Source organism: Streptomyces tardus (assembly GCF_018101125.2).
Lineage (GTDB): Bacteria > Actinomycetota > Actinomycetes > Streptomycetales > Streptomycetaceae > Streptomyces > Streptomyces tardus.
The window spans coordinates 4856907-4868365 of record NZ_JAELVF020000001.1 but is presented as its reverse complement, the minus strand read 5'-3'; the positions used below and the strand labels follow the sequence as shown (position 1 = coordinate 4868365).

Genomic DNA, 11459 nt, shown 5'->3' with positions numbered 1-11459 from the left:
CGCCGGCACGGTCCGGGCCGGCTGCCGGAACCGTCAGGGCTGCTGCTTCGGTTCCCCGCCCGTGCCGCTGCCGTGCTCCTCGGCGAGCGCGCGCAGCGCCCTGGCGTCGTTGATCGCCTGCTCGCGGTCGATGCCCGGCTGGATGCCCATCGCGGCCAGGCTGGTGCCGTCGGCCAGGTCGAGGAAGACCCACGGGTCCCCGTAACGCAGGTTCACCCGCAGAATCTCCGCCCACGCCAGACGCCTGGTGCGGGTGAGGTTGACGACCGTCACACCGTCGTTGTCGGCGGTGAGGTGCGGCCTGGCGAGCAGGGCGAGCACGCCGAGGAAGAGCAACCCGGTCAGGATGAACGTGGCCCGCTCTCCCGGATGCAGTCGCTCCAGCACCAGCCCGACCACGGCGAGCACGGCGAACATCGCCAAGCCGACGGAGAGCAGCACCACCCTGGTACGGGTGGGCCGGAAGGTCGCCGGGAGCGCGGGCAGCGGTGCGGATGCGGCGGGCACGTTCGTACTCCCGGGACAGGTGCGGAGCTGGGCTTGGTGCGTGGGAGCCGCGCGGGGCGGGCGGCTCCGACGGGCGACGGGCGCTGCCTCAGATGCGGCAGGCGTGGATGTTGGTCGTGAGGATGGCACGCGCGCCGAGGTCGTAGAGGTCGTCCATGATCCGCTGCGCCTCCGAGGAGGGGACCATCGAACGGACGGCCACCCAGCCCTTGTCGTGCAGCGGGGAGACCGTCGGCGACTCCAGACCCGGGGTGAGCCGGACCGCCTGCTCGACGTGCTCGGCGCGGATGTCGTAGTCCATCATCACGTACCGGCGGGCGACCAGGACGCCGTGCATCCGGCGCAGGAACTGCTTGACCTTGGGCGCCTCGACGTCCGTGCCGCGGCCCCTGATCACCACGGCCTCGGAGAGGAGGATCGGGTCGCTGATGATCTCCAGGCCGGCGTTGCGCAGGGTGGTCCCGGTCTCCACCACATCGGCGATGATCTCGGCCACACCGAGCTGGATCGCGGTTTCCACCGCACCGTCCAGCCGTACGACCGAGGCGTCGACCGCGTGTTCGACCAGGTGAGCGCGCACCAGGCCGGGGAAGGAGGTGGCCACCGTCATGCCGCCGAAGTCGGTGACGTGCTGCGCGGTGCCCGGGCGGGTGGCGTAGCGGAACGTCGAGCCGGCGAAGCCCAGTTGGAGAATCTCGTCCGCCTCGGCGCCGGAGTCCAGCAGCAGGTCGCGGCCGGTGATGCCGATGTCGAGCTTGCCCGAACCGACGTAGACGGCGATGTCGCGCGGGCGCAGGAAGAAGAACTCGACCTCGTTCGCGGCGTCGACGAGCACCAGCTCCCGGCGGTCCTTGCGCTGTTGGTATCCGGCCTCATGCAGCATCGCCGACGCAGGCTCGGACAGTGAACCCTTGTTCGGGACGGCGATGCGCAGCATGGGTGTCTTCCTTCGTGCCTTGTGCGGATGGTGGTGCTGATCGGGCGCCGGGCCGGTACGGGCGCTCGGCCCGTGCGGTCACCCGGCGTACGAGGGCGGTGCGGGACGGCGGGTACGGCGGCGGCGCCGCTCGCGGCGCCGCCGGGACACCGCTCAGAGGTGGGCGTAGACGTCGTCCAGCGAGATGCCCCGGGCGACCATCATGACCTGGAGGTGGTAGAGGAGCTGCGAGATCTCCTCGGCGGTGCGGTCCGCGCCCTCGTACTCGGCGGCCATCCACACCTCCGCGGCTTCCTCGACGACCTTCTTGCCGATGGTGTGCACACCGGAGGAGACGAGCTCGGCGGTGCGGGAGGTGATCGGGTCGCCGGTGGCGGCCTTTACCCGGAGCTCCTCGAAGAGCTCCTCGAATGTCTTGTTCGCCATGGTGACCCAAGCCTACGCGCTCGCCCCGCGCAGCTCAGCGCCAGGGCTCGGCGACCGTGCGCAGGGTCACGGCGGTCGCGACGGCCGCGGTGACCGCCTCGCAGCCCTTGTCCTCGCGCGAGCCCTCCAGCCCCGCGCGGTCCAGTGCCTGCTCCTCGGTGTCGCAGGTCAGCACGCCGAAGCCGACCGGCACGCCGGTGTCGACGCTGACCCGTACCAGCCCGTCGGTGACGCCCTGGCACACGTAGTCGAAGTGCGGTGTGCCACCGCGGACGACCACGCCGAGCGCGACCACCGCGTCGTAACCGCGGCCGGCCAACGCACTGGCGACGACGGGGAGTTCGAAGCTGCCGGGGACGCGCAGAACGGTGGACTCGTCGATGCCCAACTCGCTCAGCGCCCGCAGCGCGCCGCCAAGCAGACCGTCCATGATCTGCTCGTGCCACTGCGCGGCGACGACGGCGACCCGCAGGTCCTGGCAGTTCTTGACGGTCAGCTCCGGTGCGCCGTTGCCGCTCACGTGTGTGCTCCTCGGTTGTGATGGTGCGGTGGGACAGGTGGTGCGTGGTGCAGGTGGTGCGGTGGGGCGGGCCGTGGGGACGCGCCGGGTCGTGGGGTGGGCCGGTGGCCTACCGGCTGCCCGCGGCGGGCAGGATGAACGCGGTGCTGTCCGGGCGCTCCTCCCCCGCCGGGCCGGCGGGCGGCTGCTCGGCCTGCTCGACTGCGTACTCGGCCGGGTACTGGTCCGGGCGCGGTTGCCGGTGGTCCTCCAGCCAGGGCAGGTCGTGGCCCATCCGGTCCCGCTTGGTGCGCAGATAGCGGATGTTGTGCTCGCCGACCTGTACGGGCACGGCTTCGCGGCCGGTCACGCGCAGGCCGTTGCGGCTGAGGGAGTCGGCCTTCTCCGGGTTGTTGGTCAGCAGCCGCACGGAGCGGACGCCGAGGTCGTGGAGGATCGAGGCCGCGGCGACGTAGTCGCGGCCGTCGGCGGGCAGTCCCAGCTCGGTGTTGGCGTCCAGGGTGTCGCGCCCGCGCTCCTGGAGCTCGTACGCACGCAGCTTCGGCAGCAGCCCGATGCCGCGGCCCTCGTGCCCCCGCAGGTAGATCACCACGCCCCGGCCGGCCGCCTGCACCCGACGCAGGGACTCCTGGAGCTGTGGGCCGCAGTCGCACCGCTGCGAGGCGAGGATGTCGCCGGTCAGGCACTCGGAGTGCACCCGGACCAGGACGTCCTCGCCGTCGCCGGGATCGCCCGCGACCAGCGCGACGTGCTCCACACCGTCGACCGCGGAGCGGTAGCCGAACGCCCTGAAGTCGCCGTACAGCGTGGGGAGTCGGGTCTCCGCCTCGCGCCGCACCGCAGGCGGGCCGGGGGGCGCCGTCGGGGCGGCTTCGGCGGGGTTGCGCCCGGCCGGTTCGTGCGCGGCCCCGCGGTCCGATCCCGGAACAGCCTCGCGCTCCGTTCCGGGCGCGGCCTCGCGCTCCGCGTCGTCGGCCCGGGGCTGCTCGACGGCGCGGCGGTGGGCCACCAGGTCCGCGATGGAGACGATCGACAGTCCGTGCTCGCGGGCGAACGGCACCAGCTGCGGCAGCCGCATCATCACGCCCTCCTCGTCCGCGATCTCCACGATCGCGGCGGCCGGGCGCAGACCGGCGAGCCGGGCGAGGTCGACCCCGGCCTCGGTGTGGCCGCGCCGGGTGAGCACCCCGCCCGGCTTGGCGCGCAACGGGAAGATGTGGCCGGGACGCACGAAGTCGGACGCGCCGAAGGCGGGGTCGGCGAGCATGGCGATGGTGGCTGCCCTGTCGGCCGCCGAGATGCCGGTGGTCACTCCGTGCGCGGGAGCGGCGTCCACCGAGACGGTGAAGCCGGTGCCCATCGACTCGGTGTTCCGCTCGACCATCTGCGGCAGCTCCAGCCGGTCCAGCTCCTCGCCCTCCATCGGGACGCAGATCAGGCCGCGGCACTGGGACATCATGAAGGCGACCAGCCGCGGAGTGACCTTCTCGGCCGCGACGACCAGATCGCCCTCGTTCTCCCGGTCCTCGTCGTCGACCACCACGACCGGGCGGCCGGCGGCGATGTCCTCCAGCGCCTGCTCGATCGGGTCCAGACGCAGCGAGGGCGCGCCGCGCTGCGGCAACTGCCCGCCGGGGGCCGGGTCCTGGGAGGTGCTGAGCGCGGTCATGCCACCGCTCCTTCCGATGCTCGGACCCGTTGGGCCGAGGCGGCTTCGGTCGTGCGGGTGCGCAACCACCAGTCGCGCAGGCCCCACAGGACCAGGACGAGATAGACGAGATAGACCAGGCCGGAGAAGGCCAGCCCGCTGCTGAAGGCGAGCGGCACCCCCACCAGGTCGACGAGCAGCCAGGCGAACCAGAACTCGACCAGCCCGCGCGCCTGGGCGTACATCGCGGCCAGCGTGCCGACGAAGATGTACGCGTCCGCCCAGGGGCTCCAGGACAGCTGCGGGAAGAGCGTGAAGAGCCCGCCGACCGCGGCGGTGCCCAGCGCCGTACCGGCCACCAGCAGCAGCCGTTCCCGACCGGTGCCGAACCGCACCCGTACGGCGCCGTCGTCGCCCTTGGCCTCCCGGGCCCGCCACTGGCGCCAGCCCCAGACGGCAACCGCGATCACCAGCAGCTGCTTGCCCACGCCTCCGCTGAGCTGCGCCGAGTGGTACGCGAGGACGAGCACGACACCGGCGGCGAGCTGCACCGGCCAGGTGAGTATCGACCGGCGCCAGCCGAGCGCGAGCGCTGCCAGACCCAGCAGGTTGCCGATCATGTCGGACCAGATGACCTGCTGGCCGAGGAGCTGGAACGCCTCCTGCTGCAGCCCGTCCAGCGCGCTCATCGCCGCTCCTCCGCCGTGCGCGCACCGGCGCCCGGGGCCGTGTTCGGAACGACTCCGGCGGCCAGCAGCCGCTCCACGTGCTTGGCGAGCACGTCGACCTCCAGGTTGACGGGGTCGCCGGCCTTCTTGCTGCCCAGGGTGGTGAGTTCGAGCGTGGTGGGGATGAGGCTGACGGTGAAGTCGTCCCGACCGACGGCGGCGACGGTCAGGCTGACGCCGTCGACGGTGATGGAGCCCTTCTCCACGACATAGCGCGCCAGTTCGGGCGGCAGGCCGATGCGCACCAGTTCCCAGTGCTCGGCCGGGGTGCGCTCCAGCACGGCGCCGGTGCCGTCGACGTGGCCCTGGACGATGTGGCCGCCCAGCCGACCGCCCGCGGGCACCGCGCGCTCCAGGTTGACCGGCGAGCCGACGCGGAGCGCGCCCAGGCTGGTGCGGCGCAGGCTCTCGGCCATCACATCCGCGGTGAACCCGCCCTGTCCGAAGGTCACCACGGTCAGGCAGACGCCGTTGACGGCGATCGAGTCGCCGTGCTTCACGTCCGCGGTGACCAGGGGCCCGCGCAACCGCAGCCTGCTGGAGTCGCCGAGCTCCGTCACCTCGGTGACCTCGCCCAGCTCCTCGACGATTCCGGTGAACACTTCAGGACTCCTCGGTGGTCCGGGGCACGGCGGTGATCCGCAGATCCGGCCCGATCAACTCGGTGCCGGTCAGGGTGAACCGCTGTGCCTGGGTGATGGTGGTGATGCCGGCGTCGGCGAGCACGGCGGGGCCCGCGCCGAGCAGAGCGGGAGCGAGGTAGCCGGTGATCCGGTCCACCAGGCCCTCGGCCAGGAAGGCGGCGGCCAGTGTCGGGCCGCCCTCCAGCAGTACCGAGCGCACGTCGCGGCGGTGCAGCTCCGCGAGCAGCGCCCGAAGGTCCAGGCCGACGCCGTCGCGTGCCGCGGGCAGCCGGAGGATGTCGGCGCCAGCCGCCTCCAGAACACTGGTGTCGGCGGTCGTGGAGGTAACGACGAGCGTGGGTGCCCGGTCGTCCAGCACTCGGGCGCCGGGCGCCACCGCGGCGGCGCTGCTGTCCAGTACGACGCGCAGCGGCTGCTCGGCGCCGGGCACGTCCCGGACGGCCAGGTGCGGGTCGTCGGTGCGCGCGGTGCCGGAGCCGACGAGCACGGCGTCGGATTCGGCGCGCAGCCGGTGGACGTCGGCGCGGGCCGGCCCGGAGGTGATCCAGCGGCTGGTGCCGTCGGCCGCCGCGGTCCTGCCGTCCAGGGTGGCGGCGTACTTCCAGTGCACATGGGGGCGTTGACGGCGTACCGCGGTCAGCCAGGCGGTGTTGACCTCCTCCGCCTGTGCCGCGAGTACGCCCGCCTCGACGTCGATCCCCGCCTCGGCCAGGGCGTCGGCGCCGCCGTGCGCGGTGGGGTTGGGGTCGGCGACGGCGTACACGACGCGTACGACTCCGGCCGCCACCAGCGCCCGGGAGCAGGGCCCGGTGCGACCGGTGTGGTTGCAGGGTTCCAGGGTGACGACGGCGGTGCCGCCGCGGGCGTCGTCGCCGGCCTCGGCCAGCGCGTGGATCTCCGCGTGCGGACCGCCGGCCCGCTTGTGCCAGCCCTCGCCGACGGTGCGTCCGGCCGGATCCAGGATGACGCAGCCGACGACCGGGTTGGGGCTGGTGCGGCCGAGCCCGCGGGCGGCGAGGTCGACGGCACGGCGCATGGCTTCGCGCTCGTGGTGCGGTGCTGCGGTGGCCACCGGGTCCTCCTGCCAAAGGGCACGGACTCCGGGGTACAAGAAGGACAACAGCGGGCGCGAACGCCGTACGGAGGCCGCCGGGAGCCCTGCTGCCCGGCCGTCACGACCGGACGCGAGGCACGCCGCGGACCGAACGCCGCAACTGCCCGCCGCGCACTGCCTCCCATCCGGACTTTCACCGTCGGTCCAGGAATCTCACCTGGTCAACCGGCCGCTGGCTGCGGCCGGGTCGCGGACTTTAACCGCCGGTTCGGACTTTCACCGACCCCGGAGTGCGCTGACGTCACTGATACGGGCCAGTGTGCCACGGAGTGCGCGTCCGGGTGCGGGGTGATCATGTGCGGTCTCTCACAGGCCGGGGCGGAAGAAAACCGGACCCGCCGGATCGCGGGCACGGCCCGCGGCTCCGCGGGCGTCGCGTGGGCGCTCCGGCGCGTCATTGGGCGGGGCAGCGGCCGTGCCGGCTCCGAGCGAGGCGGCCGGGCACCTGCGGGGCCCCGCAGGTGCGGCACGGGGCGGCCGGAAACCCGGCTGCACGCGTGGGCGCGAGCGGGCAGGCCGGGGCGCAGCCCGTGGCCCGCCGCCCGTGTGCCCCGCCTCCCGTGTGGGTACGGGGTGAGCGGCGTAGCGCTCACCCACCCCCACCGCCCGAGGAGTTCGCCATGCCCCAGCCGGAGATTCCCGGGGCGCGGCCACCCCGGGCGCGTACGGCTGTCGGGGCGGTCTTCGCCGCGCACGGCGTGGCCAGCGGCACCTTCGCCACTCGCATTCCCTGGATCCACGACCGGTTGGACGTCGGCACCGGGCTGCTCGGTCTGGCGCTCGCCTGCGCCACCGTCGGGGCGGCGCTGGCGATGCCGCTGGCGCCCCGGCTGGCGCTCAGGTACGGGCCGCGGGCCGGGATGCGCCTTCCGATCGTGTGGTGCTTCGGGACTCTGCTGCTGCCCGTGCTGGCTCCCGGGCTGCTCTGGCTCTGCCTGGCACTGCTGGTGCTCGGCGCGGGCCTGGGACTGCTCGATGTGGCGATGAACGCCCAAGGGGTCGAGGTGGAGCGGGAGTTGGGCCGCTCGGTGATGTCGGGGTTGCACGGGATGTGGAGCGTCGGCACGCTGCTCGGCGGTGCCGTCGGCGCCCTCACCACGCATCTGGAGCTGGACGGCAGGCTGCACACCGCGCTGGTCGTGCCCGTGCTGCTGGCCGTGCTGCTGGTGGTGAACCGCACCCCCGACCACCGGATCGCCGAACCGGTGGAGCCGCAGCCGCACTTCGTACGGCCGCCCCGGGCGGTGCTCGCGATCGGCCTGGTCGGGCTGTGCGCGGTCTTCGCCGAAGGGGCGTCGATGGACTGGTCCGGCGTCTATCTGCGCGATGTCACCGGCTCCTCTCCCACGCTCGCGGCGGGTGCCTACACCGCCTTCGCCACCACGATGGCCGTGGCGCGGCTGTCGGGGGACGCGGTGGTGCGCCGCTTCGGCGCGGTGACGACGGTACGCGCCGGGGGCGTCCTCGCGGTGGTGGGGGCCGCGGTGGTGACCGCGGCCCGGACGCCCTCACCGGCTGTGGCCGGATTCGCGCTGGTGGGCGTCGGAATCGCGGTGGTGGTGCCGCTGTGCTTCGCCGCCGCGGGCCGGGTCGGGGACGTACCGGGCCGATCGATCGCCGGGGTGGCGACGCTGGCCTACGCCTCCGGCCTCGCCGCGCCCGCGCTGGTCGGCTGGATCGCCGAAGTCAGCAGCCTCTCCTTCTCCTTCGGCCTGGTGGCAGTCCTCGCCTGCGGTCTGGTGCTCGGCGCCGGCCTGCTGCGCACCGCACCGCACACCACAGCCGCCTCTCCCGCCGCCTCCCCGCCCGCCGACAGGCCGCGGCCAAAGGCGGGCCACGGATCGGAAGGCGACGGGCGGACCGTGGCGCACGAGGGGAACGCGAGCGACTGACGGCGTCACCCGCGCAGTCGTCCCGCACGCGCCCCGCGGATGCTTCAACGCACCGCTGTGCGCTCCCGTTTGGCCGAGCGTGCGCGGCGACGATCTCGCGTGCGCTCCCTCGAACGGGGCGTATCACAGCCGGCAGGCCACACGGGGACGGCCGCCCTGCCAGCCTTTCGGCTCATGAAGGCAGCTCCCTGGGCACCTCCCCCACACCAGGTACCTCCGCAGTCGAACTGCCCCGCGGACGGGCCCGGTTCGCCTCCAGCGGCGGGCTCACCCGTGCCCGTCTCCCCCGTGGTGGCGTCCGTGCACGATCCGCTCGCCCGGCTGCGCACCCGCACCGCCGCGCTCGCGCCCGACGACGGGGTCGCCGTGTGCGCGGGCGTACTGCTCGCCGCGGTGGACGATCCCGAGGGAGCCGCGGACGACCCCCCTGCACGCGCCCTCGCGCGGGAGTTGGCGGACCGTCTGCTGGCCGCGTGGGACGCGGAGGCGCGCGGCGGACCGCTCGCGGCGTGCTGGCGGCCGGTCTTCCGCCTCCGCCGCCATCCGCGGCTGACGCCGCTGCAGTTCGCGCTGGCAGGGCTCAACGCGCAGTTCGGGTACGACGTGCCGCTGGCCCTGATCGGCAGTACTGCGCGCCTGTCGGGCGGTGAACCGGGCACGGTGGAGCGGGAGTTCCACCGTGCCGCACAGCCGTTGCTGCTGGCTCTGGACGAGGCCGCGCACGACTGGCTGGCGCCGTACTGGTCCGCGCTCCGGGTGGCCGATCCGCTGACCCACCTGGTCGGCGTCTGGAACGCCGACCGGGCCCGCCAGCAGGCGCTGACCAGCTGTCGCATCTACGCACAGCTGGCCGAACGGCCCACCGGCGCTGCCGAGTTCACCGAGCAGCTGGCCGCGCGGGCAGGCACCACCGCGGCCCTGCTGCTGACCCCGCTGACGCCTCCGTAGCAGTCACGACGGCACCGGTGGCGGCAGCCGTCGGCCCCGCGGCGCCGCCTGTCGGCACAGCACCTCGTCGCGGGCCGCTGCCGCGGCACCTCACCGCGCGGGACGCACCGTGAGCCCTCACCCCACGACGCCGCACGACGGCGCACGCCGCCACGGGCTGTTGCCTCGAGGTGGCAGTTCGGGGAGCACGGCCGGACCCTGACGCCTGCCCGCCGCTCAGTCCTCCGGCAGTTCGACGGGCGCGATGCTCTCGTACACGTCGCCCGGTCCCGGGTTGGTGGCGTCCGTGCCGCCGCCGAACTGGTCCATCACGCCCCAGACCGCGTTCAGCGCGGTCTGCACCGCACCCTCGGCCCAGCCGGCCGTCCAGGACACGTCGTCGCCGGCGAGGTAGAGCCCGCGCTTGTCCGACGGCAGCCGGTCCTGCATGAAGTGGGTGAACAGCCGACGCTGGTAACGGTAGTGGCCGGGCAGGTTCGCCTTGAAGGCGCCCATGAAGTACGGCTCGTTCTCCCAGGAGACGGTGGCCGGGTTGCCGATGATGTGGCTGCGGATGTCGACGTCCGGGTAGATCTCGCCGAGCGACTTGAGCATGACCTCCATCCGCTCGTTGGCGTCCAGCGGCAGCCACTTCAGACTGTCGTCGCACCAGGTGTAGGAGAGGCAGATGACGGCCGGCTGGTCGGGCCCGTTGTCCAGCAGGTAGGTGCCGCGGGTCATCCGGTCGGTGAGAGTCATGCTCATCGTGTCCCGACCGGTCTTCCTGCCGTCCCGGTCGACCGCGGCGTCCAGCCAGAACGGCCGGTCCACCGGCACGAACAGCTTGGAGGACTCCATGTAGTGGGTGCGCTCGACGGCCGTCCAGTGGTCGATGGGCAGCAGTGACTCGTCGCAGTCGATCTTGGAGAGCAGCATCCAGGACTGGGCGGTGAACACCGCGGCGCGGAAGGTGCGGATGTCCCCGTCGGCGTCGGTGACGGTGATCCGGTTGCCGGCCGTGCGCGCGAGCCGGGTGACGGCGGGCCGGTGGCCGCGCTCGTGCAGCGAGTCGAGCGAAGTCCCGTACGGCCAGTGCACGATCTTGGCGGGTTCGCGCTCCCAGAGCATCCGCGGCAGCTGCTGGCTGCCGCCGACGATGCCTCGGTGGTCGTCGTCGGCGCCGGTGTAGACCACGCGCAGGATCTCCAGGATGGAGTTGGGGAAGTCGGTGTCCCAGCCGCCCGTCCCGAAGCCGACCTGGCCGAAGATCTCCCGGTGGCGGAAGGAGCGGAAGGCCGCCGAGTCGCAGAGGAATCCGTAGAAGGTCTGGTTGTCGAGCTTCTCGACCAGCTGCGACCAGATCTCGCGAATGCGCGGCACGTCCCGTTCGCGGATGGCGCTCTGCATGGCGGTGAAGTCGGCGCCCTCCTCCAGAGTGGAGTTCCAGGCCCGCATGACCTCGTGGTAGACCTCCGGCAGGTCCTCCACCGTGCGCGCGTAGTGGCTCTCGCCCTTGAGGTCGACCACGGTCGAGGGGGTGTCGGCCGCCAGCGGGTTCGGGAAGGGCTTGGTCTCCAGCCCGACCAGGTCCAGATAGTGCTGGAAGGCGGTCGAGGACGGCGGGAAGCGCATCGCGCCCATCTCGGCGGTGAGTTCGCCCTCGCACCCCTCGAAGGTCGCGGTGCGCAGTCGGCCGCCGATCTCGTCCGCCTCGTAGACGACCGGGCGCAGGCCCATCTTCATGAGCTCGTAGGCGGTGATGATGCCGGACAGGCCGCCGCCGACGACCGCGACCTCGGTGCCGTGCACGGTGGCCGGCAGCGATCCGATACCGGCCGGGTGAGCGAGGAAGTCGTCGTAGGCGAACGGGAAGTCCGGTCCGAACATGGTGATCGGCGCCTGCGGCTCGGTGGCGTCGGCGTGCTCGTCATGGACGGCGGCGGGCACGTTGGCACTCATCGGGGCGTCTCCTTGCGGGTGGTGCGTGGACGGGGCTGCGGTGGGTGCGCTCACAGGTGTGCTGCTGTGCGCACGGGACGGCGCCGGCGCAGGGCCGGCCGGTGTTCGGTTCGGCGTGTACGGGCGCGGGGCCGTGGAGGTGTGTGGCTCGCCGGGT

Annotated in this window: 10 protein-coding genes, 1 pseudogene and 1 riboswitch; of the genes and pseudogenes, 2 read left to right on the top strand and 9 right to left on the bottom strand. The window is 73.1% G+C overall.

Translation table 11 applies throughout. The features are described from left to right. Positions 1-33: 33 nt before the first annotated feature. From JGS22_RS20900 to ribD, 8 genes and pseudogenes are all read right to left on the bottom strand, one after another. The gene (locus JGS22_RS20900) at positions 34-507 is read right to left on the bottom strand and encodes a PH domain-containing protein (RefSeq protein ID WP_308405778.1); all 474 of its coding nucleotides are present in this window, start codon (positions 505-507) and stop codon (positions 34-36) included. An 88-nt stretch (positions 508-595) separates the two neighbouring features. Next, positions 596-1444, bottom strand: a complete 849-nt coding sequence (gene hisG / locus JGS22_RS20895; RefSeq protein WP_211043640.1) for an ATP phosphoribosyltransferase — start codon at positions 1442-1444, stop codon at positions 596-598. 153 nt (positions 1445-1597) lie between these two features. Further along, on the bottom strand, positions 1598-1870 hold the full coding sequence (locus tag JGS22_RS20890) for a phosphoribosyl-ATP diphosphatase (RefSeq protein WP_211043632.1): 273 nt from the start codon (positions 1868-1870) through the stop codon (positions 1598-1600). A gap of 34 nt (positions 1871-1904) precedes the next feature. Then, positions 1905-2390, bottom strand: coding sequence for a 6,7-dimethyl-8-ribityllumazine synthase (gene ribH / locus JGS22_RS20885; protein ID WP_211043630.1), 486 nt, complete (start codon positions 2388-2390; stop codon positions 1905-1907). 247 nt (positions 2391-2637) lie between these two features. Next, positions 2638-4059 (bottom strand): annotated as a pseudogene (gene ribB / locus JGS22_RS20880) (3,4-dihydroxy-2-butanone-4-phosphate synthase); the annotation flags it as partial. Continuing rightward, positions 4056-4727, bottom strand: a complete 672-nt coding sequence (locus JGS22_RS20875; RefSeq protein ID WP_211040460.1) for a nicotinamide mononucleotide transporter family protein — start codon at positions 4725-4727, stop codon at positions 4056-4058. The gene JGS22_RS20875 and the pseudogene ribB, both read right to left, overlap by 4 nt. Continuing rightward, a complete protein-coding gene (locus JGS22_RS20870) occupies positions 4724-5368 on the bottom strand; it encodes a riboflavin synthase (protein ID WP_211040459.1) in 645 nt (214 codons plus the stop codon). Before JGS22_RS20870 ends, JGS22_RS20875 begins: the two co-directional genes overlap by 4 nt. Before the next feature lies 1 nt (position 5369). Beyond that, positions 5370-6446, bottom strand: a complete 1077-nt coding sequence (ribD, locus tag JGS22_RS20865; RefSeq protein ID WP_211040464.1) for a bifunctional diaminohydroxyphosphoribosylaminopyrimidine deaminase/5-amino-6-(5-phosphoribosylamino)uracil reductase RibD — start codon at positions 6444-6446, stop codon at positions 5370-5372. 185 nt (positions 6447-6631) lie between these two features. Then, positions 6632-6762: riboswitch (FMN riboswitch) on the bottom strand. A 382-nt stretch (positions 6763-7144) separates the two neighbouring features. On the opposite strand from ribD, the gene JGS22_RS20860 reads away from it, so the two are divergent. Continuing rightward, entirely contained in the window at positions 7145-8416 is a 1272-nt protein-coding gene (locus JGS22_RS20860; RefSeq protein WP_211040458.1) for an MFS transporter, read from the top strand. Positions 8417-8689: 273 nt separating this feature from the next. Then, complete coding sequence (locus JGS22_RS20855; protein ID WP_211040457.1) at positions 8690-9364, top strand: DUF5995 family protein; 675 nt, start codon at positions 8690-8692, stop codon at positions 9362-9364. 216 nt (positions 9365-9580) lie between these two features. Here JGS22_RS20855 and JGS22_RS20850 read toward each other — a convergent pair whose 3' ends face one another. Beyond that, entirely contained in the window at positions 9581-11302 is a 1722-nt protein-coding gene (locus tag JGS22_RS20850; protein WP_211040456.1) for a flavin monoamine oxidase family protein, read from the bottom strand. Positions 11303-11459 lie beyond the last annotated feature (157 nt).